The organism is Oceanobacillus alkalisoli (assembly GCF_021556485.1).
GTDB classification, from domain to species: domain Bacteria; phylum Bacillota; class Bacilli; order Bacillales; family Amphibacillaceae; genus Oceanobacillus; species Oceanobacillus alkalisoli.
In genome coordinates this window covers 61,985-80,895 of the sequence record NZ_JAKGBW010000006.1, presented here as the reverse complement: position 1 = coordinate 80,895, position 18,911 = coordinate 61,985, and the positions used below count along the sequence as shown (strand labels likewise).

Below are 18,911 nucleotides of genomic sequence, written 5' to 3'. Positions count from 1 at the left end.
CGCCTTTGCGGTTGCGAAGGGAGGTGAACAAATGGAACCTACTCGTACCCAATGGCAAGTGCGATGTGCTTTTAATGGCTTTTGTAAAAAGGTGTTGAAGAATGAAGCAATTAATGCCTATAACCAAAGGCGGCAACGACAGTCACAAGAAGTGACCTTTTCCGATCTCACGCCACAGGAAGAAAATCAACTCTATACTTTAGACCAGCATTATGAAGGTGAGGAAACACAAGGTTTTCAAGTAGCAGGAAAGAGAATTACTCCTAAACTTCTTGCCAAAGCGATGCATACCTTGCCAGATGAGAAGCGAACCGCCGTCCTACTATACTACTTCTTTAACATGTCTGATGTGGAAATCAGCCAACTACTCAATATTCCACGCAGCACCGTGCAGTATAGGCGGACAAGCTCTTTTGAACTGTTAAAACAGTTTTTGGAGGTGCATGCAGATGAATGGGATGGCTAATACCAACACAGAAAACAACGAGTGTGGCTTGTTGCCGTATCCAATTATTTTAGCTGCAAACAAGGGTGAACCAGAAGCAATGAAAATAGTTGTCCAGCATTATGGAAGTTACGTGGCAAGTCTATCTATGCGCAAGCTTCGTGATGAGCGTGGAAACACTTATTGGGGCATAGATGAGGATGTACGTGATCGCTTGCACTCAAAGCTCATGCAGTCCGTTTTGGCTTTCAAAGTTTGAGTAGAAAAATAGTTGTCATTCCCCTTTCACTATATTATTTTCTTCATTTTAATTTTGTTCATTGACAAAGAAAGCACGGAAGATAACACCGTGCAGTATAAACAAAAATCAGATACGTTCTGTTGATGATAAGCCACCTGACAAGTACGCCAAGACTTCCAAAACGAACGAGCGAAACATACTTTGTTTAATGCAATCGTGGTGGATTGCTGGCGATAACCCATCAGCAGGATAGTGATACTCCCCTATCGTCATTGTTCGAGCGTTGGAAGCGTCGCAGGCAATGAGTAGGGCTGGAAGCAATACTTGCAGGGGTGAAATTCCCGTGGAGCTGTACCAACAGCCGTCTGATTTTTTATTACTAGTTAAGTAAGTTAAAGAATCGTTGTTTCTAGTATGTATTCCTCTGTTAGTGGAAGGGAGGTATATGTTAATGAAGGAACTGATTACAAAAGATGATTTAATTCAACTTGGATATCCGAAATATACTTCGATACGAATTATTAGACAAGCCAAACAAATCATGGTACAAAAAGGGTATCCATTTTATAATAATAAACGCTTAGGGCGTGTACCAAAAATGACAGTCGAATCGATTCTAGGTTGTGAACTAGAATTGGAGGAAGACAGTCATGGCTAAAACCAAATATGTAGGGGTTTATATTGATAACAATGGACAATATTTTTATGAAACGGAGTTAGGAACGGATCGCATTACTGGAAAGCGGCTTCGAAAAAAAGGACGTACGAACCAACAAGGACGAAAGTTTACTTCTGCTTTGCAAGCATATAAAGAACTGGTACGAGTGAAAAATGAATACCATCAAGTAAATGGCTATGGAAATTACCATATGACTTATGGTCAGTTCATGAATACCGTGTATATTCCCGCATATGAAACGGAAGTAGAAGAAAGTACCTTTTATGTTCGTAAACGAACGTTAGAAAGTATGAGAGACCGTTTTGCAAATATTGAGCTTCGTTCTTTAGCAGTAGAAGATGTCCAACGTTATCGAACCTGGTTACTTTCTGATAAAGGAGCTGGGTATTCTCAGGCATATGCAAGTTTGGTATTTGGTATGTTTCGTAAAAGTCTAGATATGGCAGTTGATATGCAATATCTAGAAGTGAATGTTTCTAAAAAAGTGAAAGCAATCGCCAAAGGAAAAGCAGTTGTTCCTTATTGGACAAAAACAGAATTTGAGAAGGTTATCTCGGCTATTTGTCTGGATGATTTTTATGAACATTTATGTTTTGTGATGTTGTGGACGTATTTCATGACAGGGATACGTGTTAGTGAAGGAACAGCCTTATGGTGGGATGATGTGGATTTTAAAAACAAACGACTTCGTGTCCATCATTCCTTGTATTTACGAAATAAAAGCAATTGGACACGAAAAGATTATACAAAAACAGAGGATGGCAAACGGATTATCTCTTTGGATGAAGATACGATACAAGTGTTGCAAGAATGGAAACAACGACAATCAAAAATAGGGATTAATGATTTTGTTTTTAGTTATGATGGAACACCAATGATTAAATCGACGCTTGCAAGAATCATTCAACGTTATGCAAAGCTCGCAAACGTTCATCGTATCCAAGCCAAAGGGCTCCGACATTCGCATGCTTCCTATCTGATTAATGAATTTAACGTTTCAGTTTTGATTTTATCAAAGCGGATGGGACATTCCAGTCCAGAAATTACGTTAAAGCATTATTCACATATGTGGTCAGGGGTGGATGAACTGATTGCGGAAGAGATGACAGGCAACATTAACATACAGACCGCAAAAAAATCAGGTGTATCATTTAATGGTAATCAAGCAGTAAAAAAATAAGTTCCGCCAGAATCCCCGCCAAAACAATTTGAAGATGCGATAAACGTTGTTATAACAGCGTTTTGTCGTCACCTGCAAACTTGGAGTGGGAGTAGTAGAAGGAGAGCTGAAACCCCTTTGTTTATAAGGGTTTCGGCTCTTTACTCTATATTCATCGCATTGTTATTGCATTATTTGTTTCTAATCCTTTACGTAGGTAACGAGCAGTGAACTGATTTTTAGGTGAAGTATCTTCATTTTGTGTTGCTGTTTGGTAAGACATAATACCTTCTAATTTATGGGCTACCTCAAAGTTACTGTTAGGATACAAATGTCCGTAAGTGACGAGTGTCGTTTCAATATCTTCATGCCCTAGACGGTCTTTAATGATTAATGGGTTTTCACCCATGCTAATAAGCAATGAAGCATGAGAGTGTCTTAAAGCATGTAATCTAATTCGATGAACCCCAGCTTTTTTTGAAAAACGTGTAATGGCATTCGCCAACGTATGTTTTTGTGTAGGAACACCATTATAGCTCATCACATAATTGGTTTGAATGACAGCTTGCTGCACGTTCTGCCATTCACGGAAGTTAAAGTATCCCCGTCTAATGCAATTTGGCGCACACTAGCCTTTGTTTTTGGTTCTACAAAAGAGTAATTATCTAAATTCTTATAGTAAAGTGTTTTATCAATAGATAACACGCCAGAATCAAAGTCAATATCTTCCCATTGAATTGCAGTGGCTTCTCCAATCCGCATCCCAGTCATAAATAAAAACCACAATGAGATAAATAAAAAGTGTTGATAGTAGTCTTCCTTATAAAAAAGAGAGATGACTTTTTCAAATTCTTCTTTGGTCCAAAAATCTATTTTTGTCTTTGTCTTTTTTACATTTCCAACAATTTTAGATGGATTACTTTCAGCTAAACCTAAAACAACCGCTCGATCCATCGCCATGGAAAATAACCCTTGAACATTTCTAATATAAGAAGAACGATACTTCTTTTTAGATAATGCTAATTGCCATTTTTGCACATGAATCGGGGTAATTTCGGTAGTGATTAAACTATTAAAAAAAGTGAAATGTTTTCTGACGGCCGGTAATCGATTTTCGTACGTTCTTTCTTTTACTTGTGTTTTATACCAAGGTAAAAAAATATCTTCAATAAACTGTTGGAACAGAATGTCATCTTGCTTTTCTTCTAATTCATCTGATTTTGTAAGCAGTAACCTCGAATATTCTTCCCTTGCTTCTTTTTTAGTTTTAAAACCACTACGGTATTTCTGAATTTGCTTGCCAGTGATCGGGTGATACCCTAAATTAGCACGAAAATAATATGTTCCGTTCTTTGCCTTTTTGACGATATCTTTAGTCATGATTTCACTCCTTACGCAATTAGTGCAAGAAGTACAAATCACACATCTAAAGTTATCCCTAATACTTCTTCAACAGCTTCTTTAGGAACACGATCTAACTTTTTAGATTGATAATACGCATGTCCTTTTGAAATCATTAGTTTTTTACATTCTCTAATGATATCAGCTGAAAAAGAGGGACCATAACCTAGTGCTATCAAGTCTTTTTTAGTGACTGTGACCATATGAACTCCTTTCCATAGACTAGGATATGCTATTTGATATCTGTCTATTATTATATCGCTTCTATAAAACTAATTCTAATACGTTGCGTGAATTTGGCTCTTGCACTAAAATAAAAAGGATTTAATGTCATAACTTGATAGTTACTTTAACCTATCTTGCTAAATTGAATATCAAAAATCAGACGGCTGCTGGTGCAGCTCCACGGGAATTTCACCCCTGCAAGTATTTCTTCCAGCCCTACTCATAGCTTGCGACGGTTCAAACGCTCGAACCATGACGATAGGGGAGTATCATTATCCTAACTGATGGGTTATCGCCAGCAATCCACCACGATTACATTAGACTCATAGATTATCGCTCGTTTCTAACGAAAGTCATGGCGTATGAATCAATTGGCTCATCATCAGTAGAACGTATCTGATTTTTTGCTTATACTGCACGGCGTAATCTTCCGTGCTTTCTTTGTCAAAGAACAAATATATGATGAATGAAAGGGAAAACCTAACCATTCTGTATTCAAATTTTGAAAGTTAAAACAGATTGCATAAGCTTCGCTCGTAAGCGTTCGCGTGTATCTTCATCGATGCCTCAATAAGTGTTTCCTTGTTCATCACGGAGCTTACGCATGGATAAACTTGTCATATAGCTTCTATAATGTAGAACAACTACTTTCATTGCTTCTAGCTCACCCTTATTTGCAGCTAAAATGATTGGATACGGCAAAAAGCCACGCTCATTGATTTCCGTATTAGTATTAATCATCCCATTCATCTGCATGCTCCTCCAAAAAACGTCTTGATGATTTCCCCTTTCATTACCTTCAACAAGTTTTTTTGTAAAATGCCAAAAATCAGAGAAAAAGTTTTTAAAAAACAATAACCCAACTGAATATTAACAGTTAGGTAGAATCATTTTTAATATTAAATATTAAGGACCAAAACAAGAAATACTTTAAATGTCAAACTCTATTTTATTACAATTCACATAAAAACTGATCGAACATAATAATGAATAATACAAAATAAAGTTTTTTAAATCGTGGTATTAATAGAACAATTTTTGAAAAAATCGATCAAAATATAATAAAAACCTGGTTATAGCTATTTTCAATTAATGCACTTACTATTGGCTATATTATTTAATATTTCTTAAGCCTTACGATAAACATTATTCTACTTGAACACCTTTAATTTGATACTATTTTCCGATTAACCAATTTCTTTAACCCCACCATTATACTTATAAATGATAATAATTTCTGATTTTTGGAAAGTGGATGATGACCTTCGTATATTTCCCATCTTCTGAATGAATGGAAAGGTCATGTCCTAATTTAAGAGCCATTTCTTTTGCAAGGTAGAGACCTAAACCGGTAGATTTGGCATGACTTCTCCCAATAAATCCTGTAAATCCTTTTTCAAATACTCGGCTGATATCCTCTGGCTTAATTCCAATGCCTGTATCTTGAATCTGTAGCCGCTTTTCTTTTCGATCTTCCTCAAATTGTACGGAGATTTCCCCGCCTTCACCTGTATATTTTAAAGAATTTGAAAAAACTTGATCCATAATAAAACCAAGCCATTTACTGTCGGTATGGACAACCTGTTCAATATTGTTCATATGAAAACGAATTTGCTTGTTAATAAAAGATTTGGCATATTTCTTTACACTGTTTTTAGCGACTTGATCCAACACTACCTCGGAAATAAAATAATCTTTGGAAAAAGAATCAATGCGAGAATAATAAAGAGCCTGCTCTACGTAATTTTCTATTCTATCCAACTCATCTTCAAACTTGTCCACAAGGTATTCAACAGTTCTTCCATTACTGTTTTCCATAAGCAAGCGACCTGCCGCAATCGGAACCTTGACTTCATGAATCCAAGATGTAATAAAGTCTTTATGATCCATTTTTTCGTTATACAACTTTTGTAATTGATCGCCATGCACACTATTTACTTTTTTTAATAACTCAAGATATAACAATTGTTCATCGTTTCGCGGTTTAGGCAGAGTTGCGAGAAATTCTTCATGGTTACTTTCAATCAAATCATTTAATTCCCGATAAAATTCTCTATTGTAATAGTATTCGATGATTACGTATATAGCTACAATAAAAAAGATAACCATATTGATATAGACGATATTACTTACAGCGTTTCTGGAATCTGTGCTCACAATCATCATCAAAGAAACAAAGAACATAATGATCATGTTTAATATAAAGAAATTCCGTTTATCTTTTAAGTAATGAAAGAAATTCATTGAATTATATAACCTTGTCCTTTCTTAGTTGTAATAAAGTGTTCTTTTCCAAGCTCAACAAGTTTTTTACGCAGGCGAGCAATATTAACCGTCAATGTATTTTCGTCCACGAAATTTTCATTCTTCCAAAGGCTACGCATTATTTTCGTACGACTGACGATGATTCCTTTATTTTTCATAAGAATTTTTAAAATATGAAATTCTGTTTTCGTGAGCTCCGATTTTCGATCTCCATGTAAGATCTCTCCGTTTTCAAGATTTAATATAATTCCATCATGTTCCATTGTCTGAGACTGTGTTTCCATATAGGAATACGTTCTGCGGAGGAGTGCATTAATTTTTGCAATCAATACATCCATATGGAAAGGTTTTTGAATATAATCATCTCCTCCCATGTTCATCGACATCACTATATCCATTGGTGTATCACGGGAAGAGAGAAAGATCATAGGGACCTTTGAAATTTCTCTGATTTTACTACACCAGTAAAATCCGTCAAACGATGGCAAATTGATATCCATGATGACTAGGTGAGGATCATGATTAAGAAATACCTGCATGATTTGGTCAAAGTCTTCAATCTTAACGGTTTCAAAACCCCACTTTTCTAATGTTTCCCCTACCATATCACGAATGGTCAAATCATCTTCCACAATCATGATTTTCATTCCTCTTCCCTCCAAACAATCATCCTTCTGTAACATCATATTAATTGAATATCGACCAATATACAAAGAAAACATAATGTTTAAAGATACTTTTTATCAATGTGACGAAAATGTAAGGTTACGAGATCAAGCTGTAAGTTTATATTAAGGTTTCCTATTGTACAATTAAATTGTAGAAAAAACAGCTCTGAATGGAGGATTTATATATGAATATTGTAGTCGAAGCAAAACAAATAAAAAAAGTCTATGGTGCAAAGGGAAATATATTTTCAGCTTTGGAGGATATAGACTTAACGGTCATGGAAGGTGAATTCGTCGGTATTATGGGACCCTCGGGTGCTGGTAAATCAACTTTACTAAATATATTGGCAACTATTGACGACCCGACTACGGGTAACATCGTGGTTGACGGAATCAATTTGACAAAGATGAATGAAGAACAATTATCTGCCTTTCGCCGTGACAAACTTGGTTTCCTTTTCCAAGACTATAATTTATTAGATACTTTAACTGTGAAAGAAAATATTATCTTGCCGTTAGCCTTGGCAAAATTGAACATTAAAGAATTGGAACGAAGAGCAGATGAAGTGGCAGATAAATTTGGAATTCGCGACATTTTAAATAAGTACCCGTATCAAATTTCTGGTGGACAAAAGCAACGCACGGCAGCTTCTCGAGCGATTATTTCAAAGCCAAGCCTAATATTGGCAGATGAACCAACAGGTGCGTTGGATTCGAAATCAGCAACAGACTTGTTAGAAAGTTTAAAGGATCTAAATGAACAAGACAAGGCAACCATTTTAATGGTTACCCATGATGCTTATGCGGCAAGTTATTGTAATCGCGTCCTATTTATTAAAGACGGTAAAATCTTCACAGAACTTGTGAAAGGGAAAAGATCCCGCAAAGAATTTTTCAACAAGGTGTTGGATGTTCTATCCGCACTGGGGGGTGGAGCAAATGACGTTATTTAGTTTAGCAAGGAAAAATATTAAAGGTAATTTCAATAATTATTTTGTCTATTTTGTTACGCTCGTATTCAGCATGGTTATTTATTATACGTTCACTTCCTTGCAATATAGCGAAAAAATTCAGGAAAGCATTGAATTGTCGGATACAATGAGTTTCATGTTTGGGGTATCATCAATTATCTTAATTTTATTCGTCGCAATCTTTATTTTGTACTCCAATTCATTCTTCACAAGAAAAAGGAAGAAAGAAGTCGGATTGTACGCCATACTTGGTTTACGCAAGAAAACCATTGCAAAAATGTTGTTTTATGAAAATTTGGTTATAGGAATCATTGCATTAGTCATTGGAATTATTCTTGGAACCTTACTTTCCAAATTATTTGCAATGATTTTAATAAAACTTATGGGTTCAATTACCGATGTAGACTTCGGTATTTCCTTCCTAGCGATTACCCAAACGGTCATAGTCTTTATGGTCATTATTTTATTCACTTCCGTTCAAGGTTACCGTTTGATTTATCGTTTTAAATTAATCGAATTATTCTATGCTGAGAAAAAAGGAGAACAAATTCCAAAGGTTTCACTTATTTCGGCTGTTATCGGAGTTTTATTGCTTGTAGTTAGTTACTGGCTGATATTAAAGCCATTTCCTGACGAATTTACTACGGAATATTTAATAAAAAATTATGGTATTGCCTTTGTTGCTCTCTTCATTGGAACCCATTTATTTTTCCGATCTGTAACAGTCTATTTATTAAGATTATCACAAAGAAATAAATCACGTTATTACAGAGGAACTAGAATAATTGAAACATCTCGCTTACTGTTTCGTATTAGAGGGAATGCGCGTACCTTTACAGTCATTGCATTGTTGAGTTCTGCAACGATCTGTTTCTTAGGTGCAACTTACAGTGGTTATTACAGCAACGAAAAAAGAACTGAGGAAGTTGTTCCATTCAGCTATTCGCATTTGTCAAAAGGTCCAGAATTTGATTCCCAGGTGGAGAGCATAATAAAAGCAGATCATCGACATCCAATAAAAGCCCAACTAGACATACCCGTCATTCAGGTAAAAGGAATACTCTCATTTCAACTGGATTATGACATAAATCCTGTGCAATTAATCTCAGAAAGTACATTTAATAAAGCAGCGAATGCTTTAAATAAGGATGAAACAGTCTCACTATCAAGAAATAAAGCAGCAGTAATCCAGCCAAGGTTTACTGAATATACGAAGTCGGTTTTTAAAGGAGAAAATATAACGATTCAATTGCCTCAAGAAAGCAGCAAACTGCCATTTGTTCATATGGTTGAAAGTAATGTGCTACCTTTCGATTATCCCGATTTCTTTCTCGTAGTCAGTAACGAAATGTTTGCTGAGATAGCCAAAAAAGAGGCTCCATTAACTTATAAAGTGTATGAAGTGGAAAATGAAGTAACGGCACAAGCCACATCAAAGAAAGTAAATAAACTGGTTGGAAACGATTTTCAAGTTTCTTCATCATTTTATACGGAGTATAAGCAAGGTAAAGAAGGAAACGCAATTACTCTCTTTATTTTTGGTTTTTTGGGGCTAGTATTTTTAGCAGCAACTGGAAGTATCATTTATTTCAAACAGTTAACAGAAGCGAATGAAGCAAAAGGACACTATGAAATCCTTCGTAAAATCGGTGTCAGTAGAAAGGATATACGTAAATCCATCAAAAAGCAGTCATTATTTGTGTTCGGATTGCCACTAACCGTAGGAATATTGCACAGTTGTGTGACATTGTACTTTACCAGCAACTTTATGTCTAATCTCATTGGAATCAATCTCATTGTCCCTATTCTAACGGCTATAGTCTTTTTTGTTATCATCTATGCAGTCTATTACGTATTAACCGTTAATACGTACAATCGCATTGTAAATAAATAAGAGCGAAACATCTCTCGAATGTTCGGTTCGAGAGGTGTTTTGTCATGTATTCCTTTGTTAAAAAAATCCTCATTACTCTGGAATCTAGACCGATTATATTGTTGAAGTTCAAATTGAACATCCTTAAATCTTCTAACAACAAAAAAATCGAATGATTGGAAATATGATAACTCCCATACAAAATGTATCGCCAATAGAAACACAATTAAGCCTGTACTATCAAAAATGATGCCATATTTTTTCATTAATTTATTTTGAACCATGTAATATTCTTTCTCGGTAATTATTTACGGGTTAGCAGTTGTTTTAACAGCAATTTGCATACCATAAGTAATCAAGTTCTGTTTCAAAAAGCACCCCCCCTTTTAATTAATCAATTAAAATCAGACGGCTGTTGGTACAGCTCCACGGGAATTTCACCCCTGCAAGTATTTCTTCCAGCACTATTCATAGCTTGCGACGCTTTGAACGCTCGAACCATGACGATAAAGGAGTATCATTATCCAATCTGATGAGTTATCGCCAACAATCTACCACGACTGTTTTAGACTCATAGATAATCGCTCGTTTCTATCGAAAGTCATGGCGTATGAGTCAAGTGGCTCACCATCAGAAGAATGTATCTGATTTTTTGTTTATACTGCGCGGCGTTATCTTCCGTGCTTTCTTTGTCAAAGAACAATATATATGAAAGGGAAAACCTAACCATACAACTAACAATGTACAAAAACGATTGGATAAGAATGTACAGTTTTGATTATAGTGCTTTAAAAACTTTATATGGAGAAGTGGACATGATAGCCTGATAGCTATGCCAGACTCTGTAGGGCCTGGCTTCCTGGCATGTCAATCATGTCCACAGGGGCTCCATGTAAAGTTCGCATATTGATTGACAAATCATTAAAAGTCATTTCTGTACATCATTTTACAATCAAAAGTGTACATATTTAAAACATCATTTATGGTTATCGTCGTATCCTCTTTTTTCTTTAAAACTCACCATCCCTAAAGAATCTTTGACACAAAGGGAATCTGCCTAATTATATAACCTAACAAGAAGCAAAGTGGTATCGTGATCAGAATCATAGCTAGAAACATGAAGGATGGTGGAAAGTGGATGACCTTCAATCCAGCAATAACAATAGCGATAATCGGTATATGAATGATGTAAATCACGAAGGAATGGGTTGACAAGAAGCTCCAACCTTTTCCTTGATGAAAAACTCTTCTCCGAAAGAATATGATTAATCCGAGAATGATGCCAACACAAAATAGAGCTTCCCAAAGAGAATAAACCAAAGATGTCCAGTTCCAGCCGCCAGAAAACTGTAATCCGTCTACCCCAAATATCAAGACTAAGGGAAGGAGAAGAATCGATGCTCCAATTGCAATTCCAAAACCCGCTCTACCCATAGAATCAGGAGTATTTCGAAACCAATTGCGTTGGTAAGCGATGATGCCTAAAATGAATAGCCCGACATATTGTGGGAGATCATAGCCGCTTGCTGTAAAAAGTCCAACAAATGATTGAACCCCGGGAGATCCACCGGGTAAATCAAGAGCAGGGACCCACAGTCTTATAATGAAGTATCCTACTGCTAATATCATGACAAAGACTGTAAACATCCTGTAGGTGGGTGGCGTACTCTGACGAACTACTGATAGCTTATTTTTACTCATAAACTTCGCCCAGACTGCGTATAAACAAACGAATACGAAAAGTAGCTCGACGTACCACATCGGGCCATAGGTTAAATTTGAAAAATAGGTTTGCCATGTAAATGGCTCCTGGTTAAGCATATAGACTTCAATTGATTGAACTTGGCTAAGAATGAGAACGTAGAAGATAAACGGGACTAGGAACCGGAAGAATCTATCTTTGATAAATCGGGTCGCTCCATTACGTTCAAAAGATGAAGGAACAAAATATCCGGAAATAAGAAAAAACGTCCCCATGAAAAAAGTCTGATTAAAAGCAAGGAATAGAAGGCCTATAACAACCCCAATAGACCCTTGTGATAATACTTCGTTATAGATGGAAAAATACACTAAATGATGTAGCACTACTAACATTGTAAGAGCTGCCCTTAGGTTATCAATAAAGTATAACCGACCTTCCTTTTGGAGAGACGAGCTCCCTATATGTCTTGAATTCATAATAATTTTCATGTTCCCCCTACCCCCCTATTAATATTTAAAAATATATCTCAACGGAGCATCCGCCAAGCTGGACGGCTATGTATAATCCGTCCTATTTGCTCTATATTTTAATTTTCTCCTTTAGTTGTTCCGCCTATTTTCCAAGAGGCTAAACTTATGACCCCACCAACTACAATAAAAATAATGTTCATAACAATTTCAAATCCCTGAAACGCATCAATATAATTTACCAAAAACCAACTTTTTCCACCATTAGTCAAATGATTGATTAATCCGCCTACTCCCTGTATAACGAAAAGTAGACCAAGTCCACTGATAATTTCTTTCATGATGAACACCTCATTAATAATTTTTTAATTTAATATGCCTCTAAGACCGATATTAAAAAAACCGCACCTACTACTCCTATCGCTACCAAGAGTGAGGAAATCGGAGCTTCATTTAATTTTGATCTAATTTTATTTAGAAATAGTTGCAGTCTTTCTTTAAACATAATATTAACCCCTAACAAAAAAAGAGAAGGAAGCACCATTACAAGATTGTAGCCAATTATAATAAAGATAGAAGAGGAAGGCTCAATTGTTAGGTGATTCATTAACAAAATTGAATAAAAGTAAGGCAAAGCAGTTACAAATTCAATTAGAAAAACAATGATACCTAACATGATCATCCCTTTCATCGTTGTTTTTTGGGGTATAAATGAAATTAAACGTTTTTTTGTATTATCATTTGGTTTACAGAAGCTAATTAGAGCCATAACTGCTCCAAAAAGGAGATAAAACCAATTGATAAAGTCAAATTCAGATAATTTTCCGATTCCTTTCAATAGTGAATCTCCACCAAAGTATAGTAATAAGCCCACCAGAAGATAGCCAAACTGCGTAATAAACAAAAAAACAAGCAAACGAGAAGATAATTGATTAGGCTGTGTCAATAATAAATAGGCTGTTACAGCAAATACACCAGGACTTAATATATCAATTAATGCGCAAATAGAAATAATTAGCAAAGCTATCGATGTGTCTATTGTTGAAGAAGGCATTAATGCTTCAATACTTTCGATCAAATATAGAGTCCCTCCTTTTTATATGTTATAATTTAAATAACACAGTGTGCTAAAATTATAATAACACACTGTGTTAAGGAAAGGAAGTGATTTTTTATGCCAAGGATTGTTGATCATGAAAAAAAGAGGAAGTCAATTGCTGAGGTCGCTTGGAATATTATTAAGAAAGAGGGAATCGAAAAGGCATCTATAAGAAGAGTTGCTATTGAAGCAGGCATGTCTGCTGGAGCGTTAAGACATTATTTTTCAACTAAGGATGAAATGTTATTATTTATCATGGATTATTACCTGGAAGAAGGGAAAAAACGTTCTCAAAGTAAAAGTTGGTCAGACAATCCATTGCAGGCAGTCGCAGAAGTTTTATTGGAGCTTGTACCAATTGATGAAGAAAAGAAAATCGAAACGAGCGTTTGGTTGATCCTTGCACTTCAGTCACTTACAAGTGATACATTAAAAGAAAAAAAAGATGAAATGACTAACGGTATGTATGAATTAGCAAATTCAATGATTGAGATATTAGTTCTACAAGGGATTTTATCTGATTCAACTAATGTAAAATTAGAAAAAAGTAGGCTAGCGGCATTAATTGATGGATTGTCCATTCATGCTCTGTTAAGACCTGATGTCTACACTCCAGAAAAGGTGAAGGAAGTAATCCGTTATCATTTAGAAACACTCTGCGATGAAAGTAAATTGAGTTAATTGATAATGTATCTGAAGTTATAGTCCATTTGGGTTATAACGAGATGCACTTCAAAGGGGCATTTTGTGAACAGTTGCATGAAGTAGGCTTTAGTATATTACAGCTTTTCCTTCCATTACAGGCATAGCCGTCATATTTTTAGTAAAAATACAGTTCACGGATAAGCTTGTAACTTAATGAATTTCATAATACGTATTTAATGCTTCACCATCACCATATGTAGTTGAGTTGGTTCGTTCCCAACTACATATGGTGATGGAAAAGCCGACTTTGGTAATTATGAAATTCATTCAACTAAGTTAAAAATAAATAATTTTAGAATGGCAGTAAATTAGATGGAAAATTCACATTTTTAATCATAGGTTTAAAAAATACCTGGTTAAGTCCCATCTATGATCAGATGCGAGAACATCTCCTGAAAAAGGATATTTTGCATGCGGATGAGACGAGCCTTCAGGTCTTTTCGGAACCCGATCGGCCAGCCACTTCCAAATCTTATATGTGGCTTTATCGTACAGGTCGGATGAGTCCTGCAATCATCTTGTATGATTACCAGCGTACTCGTGCAGCCAAACATCCTTCCCGATTTCTGAAGGATTTCCAGGGATATATCCAAGTGGATGGCTATGCAGGTTACAATGGTATAGCTTTCGTTACCCTGGTTGGTTGTTTGGCGCATGCCAGACGTAAATTCACGGAAGCCCTTCAGGCTCTTCCTGAATCGGCGAAAACAACCCACGTTAAGGCGAAGGAAGGTCTAGCATTCTGTAACCAACTTTTCGCTATTGAATGTGAATTGAAGGACGCCAGTCCTGAAGAACGCTATAAAGAACGCTTAGAACGCAGCCAGCCCATTTTGGATGCTTTTTCAGCATGGCTCCGTGAACAACCCCCCGGGTATTGCCGAAATATTCATAGTCATATCTCGAGACTAAAGGATTCAAGGGCTACATAATTTATTAAATACAATAAAAGTAACGGAACCATTATTGGTTAGCTATGGGGGAAAACCATTCAGTAACTACAATGCTTTCAAATGGAATTATTGATAAATCTCTCTATTGCCCCTTAATATCTTGGCATCGTATATGTAACAGACGGGTACAAAAACGGAATAAAGTATAATCTCCAAAATTCCATTATCGTACAAGCTTGTGGTATATGGCTTATGGGGTTCCGGGCGAAGAAAGTTCATGTGAAATAGACCCATTGATGTCCTTACATTCTCTTTGATTCAGCTTCCATCTTCTATTTGAATAATTGTATTCAAGTTCCACATACTACTGACAAGAAGTGCGGTAAAGAGGGTGTGCAGGGATGCGACTTAAAAGAAATAACTCCAAAAAGTCTTTGATCAATCAGGAAAATCTCTCCATAGAGAACATCAAACTTCAATTAAATCATACTAGCGATTTAAAGGAACGGGAAATACATAGTGATAAGCAAACCTATATAATCCTTTACATCAATTCATTAGTTGACCAGGAAAAGTTTGAATCAAAGATAATTAAACCCCTTACAAAAATGGAGAACAACGATATTTCAAATGAACTATATAGCCAGGAAATCAGCACTACTAAAAGTAATAAAACAGCCATCAACGGATTATTAGACGGATATTGTCTGCTAATGGAAAAAGGCGGCAGTAGTGAGGGATTCCTCCTAAAGGCTAACGCATCAACCGATAGAGAAGTTGCAGAGCCTGTCGTAGAAAAAACAATCCTTGGGGCAAAAGTAGGTTTTGTGGAAAGCTTAGATAAAAACGTCTTTTTACTCCGTGCTGTAACGAAATCACCCGATTTCACAGTTAAAAATTATACATTGGGTTCCTCAACAACAACGAATGTATCGCTGATTTATTTGGATCATATGACAGATCCGGAAATCGTCAAAAAGGTCGATCAACGTATAAAAAGTATTACACTTGATTCCATTCGATCAGTAGGAGATATTCAGGATTGCATTGAAGATCACACCGTTACTCCATTTCCCCAGCTTTTACTTACGGAACGGCCAGATAAAGCTTCCGCAAATTTAAAGGACGGGAGGGTTGCTTTAATTTTAGACGGGAGTCCTTCCGTAATTATCTTGCCAGCGACATTTATGACATTCTTTCAAACACCGGATGACTATATTACTCGTTGGTGGTTAGGTTCATTTTTTAGATTTATCCGTCTATTCAGCTATATCATTGCACTTATCCTGCCGGCATCCTATGTTGCTTTCGTTTCATTCCATTATGAAGTAATTCCTTTGGAGCTTGTTTATTCGTTACAGTCTTCGTTGAGTTATGTACCATTTCGGCCATTTATAGAGTTGATGATTATGCAGCTTTCCTTTGAGTTGTTAAGAGAAGCGTCCATTCGACTGCCACCTTCTGTTGCCACGACTTTTGGAATTGTTGGAGGGCTAGTCGTAGGAACAGCAATGGTTGAAGCAGGGATTGTTTCCTATGGTGGGCTTATAGTTGTTGCCTTAACATCCGTTGCATCATTTGTTCAGCCAAACATAGAAATGAGCAGCTCGATTCGTGTCTTAGGATTTCCTTTAATGCTATTGGCATCTATATTTGGCTTTTCTGGTATCGTCATCGGAGTGTTATGTGTGTTAATTCACTTGTCACGCCTTACTTCATTCGGTTTTCCATACTTTTCACCGTTTGTTCCGTTGAATATAAAGGATTTCAAAGATACGATTCTTCGTGTTCCTTCATGGATGATGTATAAACAGCCTAAAGATTCCCCCCATTTCAAGCGGGAAATACAATCAAGGAAGTGGAAACAAGATGAAAGTGAAGGGCCGTATTAGTTCTGTACATTTATTTTACGTGCTGGTGCAATCGGTGATAGGGGTAGGCTTGTTATCATTACCTCACCAAACGCATCAAAAAGCGGGCAGTGACGGATGGATTTCTATTTTAATTACCGGATTTTTTATTCACCTAATTGTACTGATGATTTGGTTGCTATGCAGAAAGTTCCCGAATCTTACTTTATTTGATTTTTCTAAAGTAATCTTGGGGAAAACGGTTGGAACGGTATTAAATTTTTTGTTTATTATGTATCTGCTGACCATCATTTGTTATATCTTCATTATATACACAGATACTTTAAAACGATGGATACTCCCTGAAACTCCTGGATGGATTTTACTTTTGATATTATTCGTTCTGCTTATATACGGGAGTATTTGTTCAATAAGAAATATGTTATCTTTGTTTTCTTTCCTATTCTTGTTCAACCTGCTTTTATTCTGCATTACATTTTTTGTTTATAAGGATCCATCTTTGGATGTCCGCTATCTCTTCCCTATTGGTTCTAATGGTGGCTGGAATATTCTTAGAAGTACAGAGGATACCTTTGTATCTTTCATAGGGTTTGAAACGTTACTCATTTATTTCGCTTTTATGAAGCAGTCTAAAAGTATTTCGGCACTGAAAGGGGCATTTTCGGCAATATTTTTTATTACAACTTTTTTAATGTATATCGTAATGATAAGCACGGTGATGCTTAGTCCAGAAGAAATGAAAATCACACAGGAACCGGTTCTATACATACTGAGTGCAGTGGAGATAAGAGTGCTAAGCCGATTAGATTTAATATTTCTCTCTTTCTGGGGTCTGGTAGTTTTTACTACTATTATCAGCTACTCCTTTTCAGCAAGTTTGGGGATAAGTAATTTATTCCGTATTAAACATAAGTTTGCTGTGATGCTAGCTGGAACATTCGTGTTTATCGTTTCAATCATATTTTATTATATGGAGATCACCTTAATTGAAGAATGGTTAAAGCATATAAGTTTAATTTTCGCCGTTATTATCCCTGTCTTACTGCTTTTCATAACAATTATTTTCAAAAGAGAGGCGGCATCGACCTATGAGGAAAAGGAAAACTGAGCTCGTCTTGCTCTTCTTTATTCTTCCATTACTAGCTGGGTGCTGGGATGAAAGACTGCTAAAGAATACCCGTACGGTGTATTTATCAGGTTTTGACCTAGTGGAGGAGGGGGATTATCAAATAACTTCAATTCTTAGAGATATGAATATTAGTGAGTCAAGCAGGGGGGAAATATCTATATCGAATAAACTGGTAACCGGAAATGGAAGTTCCATAAAAGAGGCAAGCGTGACAATTGACAGGAGCGTAGCCGGTAATTACGATCCAGCAAAAGGAAGAGTTTTAATCTTAGGAATCGACGTTGCCAAAGGTGATATTTATAATGTGCTGGATGCTCTTTACCGGGACCCGAGGGTGGATTTAAACGCCAAAATTGCTGTGACAGATAACAGTGCAAATGAGATAATCACCCATTTATCCAAAAATGAAGTTGAAAAAGGGGAGTACTTATACGAATTGATTCACAGCAGTGAAATCAATTCGAAAATTCAGGATATAACACTACGATCGATTCGCACCTATTTGTTTGATGAAGGAAAAGATTTCATGCTTCCTTATTTGAGCAAGGACGAGTCGGACGATGAAGTCAAAATAAATGGGGCTGCTCTTTTTCATAACAACAGCTTTACCGGACAGTTTCTTTCCCCTGCTGAAAGTACTTTTCTATTGTTGTTTATGGGAAAACAATCTAAAAAGGCACTTTTAACAGAAAGGTTGGACGAAGAAGCTAGCGTATCCGTCAGCTATAATGTAAAAAACGTATCAAGAGAACTTAAGCTGAAAAAAGAGGAAAAAGTACATGCTGATATTATGCTGCAATTGGATGTGGAGATTGTTGACTATCCTCCAAACCATTTATATAAGCAAGAAGTGATCGATTCTTTGGAAAGTCAATTATCCATGATTCTTACTGAAAAAGCGGATACTCTGTTTAAAAAACTTGCAGAGAATCAAAGTGACGTACTTGGATTAGGCAGAGAACTCGTTGCCTTTCATCCCTCTATCTGGAAAGAAATAAAGGGAGAAAATTATTATGAGCATATCCTTGTTCATCCAAAGGTAAAAGTCAATATTAGAAATGGTAAAATCATGTTCTGATTTCTTAACTGAAAATCTACAGGGCAAGTTCACAACTTAT

At 36.2% G+C, this 18,911-nt stretch carries 16 protein-coding genes and 3 pseudogenes; 11 read left to right on the top strand and 8 right to left on the bottom strand.

The genetic code is table 11. The features are described from left to right. Positions 1–31 precede the first annotated feature (31 nt). From LZD48_RS07930 to LZD48_RS07915, 4 genes are all read left to right on the top strand, one after another. A complete protein-coding gene (locus LZD48_RS07930) occupies positions 32–466 on the top strand; it encodes an RNA polymerase sigma factor (protein WP_235762189.1) in 435 nt (144 codons plus the stop codon). Continuing rightward, positions 450–704 carry a helix-turn-helix domain-containing protein gene (locus LZD48_RS07925; protein ID WP_235762188.1) on the top strand — a complete coding sequence of 85 codons (255 nt, stop codon included), beginning with the start codon at positions 450–452 and terminating at the stop codon, positions 702–704. The genes LZD48_RS07930 and LZD48_RS07925 overlap by 17 nt, the downstream gene beginning before the upstream one ends. 433 nt (positions 705–1,137) lie before the next feature. Next, positions 1,138–1,344 carry a DUF3173 domain-containing protein gene (locus tag LZD48_RS07920; protein WP_077604216.1) on the top strand — a complete coding sequence of 69 codons (207 nt, stop codon included), beginning with the start codon at positions 1,138–1,140 and terminating at the stop codon, positions 1,342–1,344. Next, positions 1,337–2,545, top strand: a complete 1,209-nt coding sequence (locus LZD48_RS07915; protein ID WP_235762187.1) for a tyrosine-type recombinase/integrase — start codon at positions 1,337–1,339, stop codon at positions 2,543–2,545. Before LZD48_RS07920 ends, LZD48_RS07915 begins: the two co-directional genes overlap by 8 nt. 151 nt (positions 2,546–2,696) lie before the next feature. Here the strand turns inward: LZD48_RS07915 and LZD48_RS07910 are convergent. The 5 genes and pseudogenes from LZD48_RS07910 to LZD48_RS07890 form a co-directional block, all read right to left on the bottom strand. After that, positions 2,697–3,904, bottom strand: a pseudogene (locus LZD48_RS07910) (site-specific integrase). Positions 3,905–3,942: 38 nt separating this feature from the next. Further along, positions 3,943–4,128, bottom strand: a complete 186-nt coding sequence (locus tag LZD48_RS07905) for a DUF3173 domain-containing protein (RefSeq protein WP_017795842.1) — start codon at positions 4,126–4,128, stop codon at positions 3,943–3,945. 589 nt (positions 4,129–4,717) lie between these two features. Further along, entirely contained in the window at positions 4,718–4,900 is a 183-nt protein-coding gene (locus LZD48_RS07900) for a helix-turn-helix domain-containing protein (protein ID WP_107589062.1), read from the bottom strand. A 468-nt stretch (positions 4,901–5,368) separates the two neighbouring features. Further along, positions 5,369–6,394, bottom strand: a complete 1,026-nt coding sequence (locus LZD48_RS07895) for a sensor histidine kinase (protein WP_235762186.1) — start codon at positions 6,392–6,394, stop codon at positions 5,369–5,371. Next, complete coding sequence (locus LZD48_RS07890) at positions 6,391–7,062, bottom strand: response regulator transcription factor (RefSeq protein WP_235762185.1); 672 nt, start codon at positions 7,060–7,062, stop codon at positions 6,391–6,393. The genes LZD48_RS07895 and LZD48_RS07890 overlap by 4 nt, the downstream gene beginning before the upstream one ends. Positions 7,063–7,268: 206 nt before the next feature. Between LZD48_RS07890 and drcA the strand changes: the two genes are divergently transcribed. Together drcA and drcB are read left to right on the top strand one after the other, a co-directional pair. Beyond that, on the top strand, positions 7,269–8,036 hold the full coding sequence (gene drcA, locus LZD48_RS07885) for a daptomycin efflux ABC transporter ATP-binding protein DrcA (RefSeq protein WP_235762184.1): 768 nt from the start codon (positions 7,269–7,271) through the stop codon (positions 8,034–8,036). Further along, a complete protein-coding gene (drcB, locus tag LZD48_RS07880) occupies positions 8,023–9,948 on the top strand; it encodes a daptomycin efflux ABC transporter permease DrcB (RefSeq protein WP_235762183.1) in 1,926 nt (641 codons plus the stop codon). Before drcA ends, drcB begins: the two co-directional genes overlap by 14 nt. Before the next feature lie 1,005 nt (positions 9,949–10,953). Here the strand turns inward: drcB and LZD48_RS07875 are convergent. From LZD48_RS07875 to LZD48_RS07865, 3 genes and pseudogenes are all read right to left on the bottom strand, one after another. Continuing rightward, a complete protein-coding gene (locus tag LZD48_RS07875; RefSeq protein WP_255770956.1) occupies positions 10,954–12,105 on the bottom strand; it encodes an acyltransferase family protein in 1,152 nt (383 codons plus the stop codon). A 110-nt stretch (positions 12,106–12,215) separates the two neighbouring features. Beyond that, positions 12,216–12,437, bottom strand: coding sequence for a hypothetical protein (locus LZD48_RS07870; RefSeq protein WP_235762181.1), 222 nt, complete (start codon positions 12,435–12,437; stop codon positions 12,216–12,218). Positions 12,438–12,461: 24 nt separating this feature from the next. Continuing rightward, positions 12,462–13,174, bottom strand: a pseudogene (locus tag LZD48_RS07865) (GAP family protein). Positions 13,175–13,270: 96 nt separating this feature from the next. On the opposite strand from LZD48_RS07865, the gene LZD48_RS07860 reads away from it, so the two are divergent. From LZD48_RS07860 to LZD48_RS07840, 5 genes and pseudogenes are all read left to right on the top strand, one after another. Further along, a complete protein-coding gene (locus LZD48_RS07860; RefSeq protein ID WP_235762180.1) occupies positions 13,271–13,876 on the top strand; it encodes a TetR/AcrR family transcriptional regulator in 606 nt (201 codons plus the stop codon). 377 nt (positions 13,877–14,253) lie between these two features. Beyond that, a pseudogene (gene tnpC, locus LZD48_RS07855) lies at positions 14,254–14,786 on the top strand (IS66 family transposase); the annotation flags it as partial. A gap of 408 nt (positions 14,787–15,194) precedes the next feature. Further along, the gene (locus LZD48_RS07850) at positions 15,195–16,685 is read left to right on the top strand and encodes a spore germination protein (RefSeq protein ID WP_235762179.1); all 1,491 of its coding nucleotides are present in this window, start codon (positions 15,195–15,197) and stop codon (positions 16,683–16,685) included. Continuing rightward, positions 16,663–17,772: a GerAB/ArcD/ProY family transporter gene (locus LZD48_RS07845; RefSeq protein ID WP_235762178.1), complete on the top strand. Its 1,110-nt coding sequence runs from the start codon at positions 16,663–16,665 to the stop codon at positions 17,770–17,772. The genes LZD48_RS07850 and LZD48_RS07845 overlap by 23 nt, the downstream gene beginning before the upstream one ends. After that, positions 17,753–18,871 carry a Ger(x)C family spore germination protein gene (locus LZD48_RS07840; RefSeq protein WP_235762177.1) on the top strand — a complete coding sequence of 373 codons (1,119 nt, stop codon included), beginning with the start codon at positions 17,753–17,755 and terminating at the stop codon, positions 18,869–18,871. The genes LZD48_RS07845 and LZD48_RS07840 overlap by 20 nt, the downstream gene beginning before the upstream one ends. Positions 18,872–18,911 lie beyond the last annotated feature (40 nt).

What these genes read in the sequence shown, in the direction of transcription:
- LZD48_RS07890 (WP_235762185.1), bottom strand. Translation starts at nt 7,062, where the DNA reads ATGAAAATCATGATTGTGGAAGATGATTTGACCATTCGTGATATGGTA.
- LZD48_RS07895 (WP_235762186.1), bottom strand. Translation starts at nt 6,394, where the DNA reads ATGAATTTCTTTCATTACTTAAAAGATAAACGGAATTTCTTTATATTA.
- LZD48_RS07930 (WP_235762189.1), top strand. Translation starts at nt 32, where the DNA reads ATGGAACCTACTCGTACCCAATGGCAAGTGCGATGTGCTTTTAATGGC.
- LZD48_RS07915 (WP_235762187.1), top strand. Translation starts at nt 1,337, where the DNA reads ATGGCTAAAACCAAATATGTAGGGGTTTATATTGATAACAATGGACAA.
- LZD48_RS07875 (WP_255770956.1), bottom strand. Translation starts at nt 12,105, where the DNA reads ATGAATTCAAGACATATAGGGAGCTCGTCTCTCCAAAAGGAAGGTCGG.
- LZD48_RS07920 (WP_077604216.1), top strand. Translation starts at nt 1,138, where the DNA reads ATGAAGGAACTGATTACAAAAGATGATTTAATTCAACTTGGATATCCG.
- LZD48_RS07870 (WP_235762181.1), bottom strand. Translation starts at nt 12,437, where the DNA reads ATGAAAGAAATTATCAGTGGACTTGGTCTACTTTTCGTTATACAGGGA.
- LZD48_RS07900 (WP_107589062.1), bottom strand. Translation starts at nt 4,900, where the DNA reads ATGAATGGGATGATTAATACTAATACGGAAATCAATGAGCGTGGCTTT.
- LZD48_RS07845 (WP_235762178.1), top strand. Translation starts at nt 16,663, where the DNA reads ATGAAAGTGAAGGGCCGTATTAGTTCTGTACATTTATTTTACGTGCTG.
- drcB (WP_235762183.1), top strand. Translation starts at nt 8,023, where the DNA reads ATGACGTTATTTAGTTTAGCAAGGAAAAATATTAAAGGTAATTTCAAT.
- LZD48_RS07905 (WP_017795842.1), bottom strand. Translation starts at nt 4,128, where the DNA reads ATGGTCACAGTCACTAAAAAAGACTTGATAGCACTAGGTTATGGTCCC.
- LZD48_RS07925 (WP_235762188.1), top strand. Translation starts at nt 450, where the DNA reads ATGAATGGGATGGCTAATACCAACACAGAAAACAACGAGTGTGGCTTG.
- LZD48_RS07850 (WP_235762179.1), top strand. Translation starts at nt 15,195, where the DNA reads ATGCGACTTAAAAGAAATAACTCCAAAAAGTCTTTGATCAATCAGGAA.
- LZD48_RS07840 (WP_235762177.1), top strand. Translation starts at nt 17,753, where the DNA reads ATGAGGAAAAGGAAAACTGAGCTCGTCTTGCTCTTCTTTATTCTTCCA.
- LZD48_RS07860 (WP_235762180.1), top strand. Translation starts at nt 13,271, where the DNA reads ATGCCAAGGATTGTTGATCATGAAAAAAAGAGGAAGTCAATTGCTGAG.
- drcA (WP_235762184.1), top strand. Translation starts at nt 7,269, where the DNA reads ATGAATATTGTAGTCGAAGCAAAACAAATAAAAAAAGTCTATGGTGCA.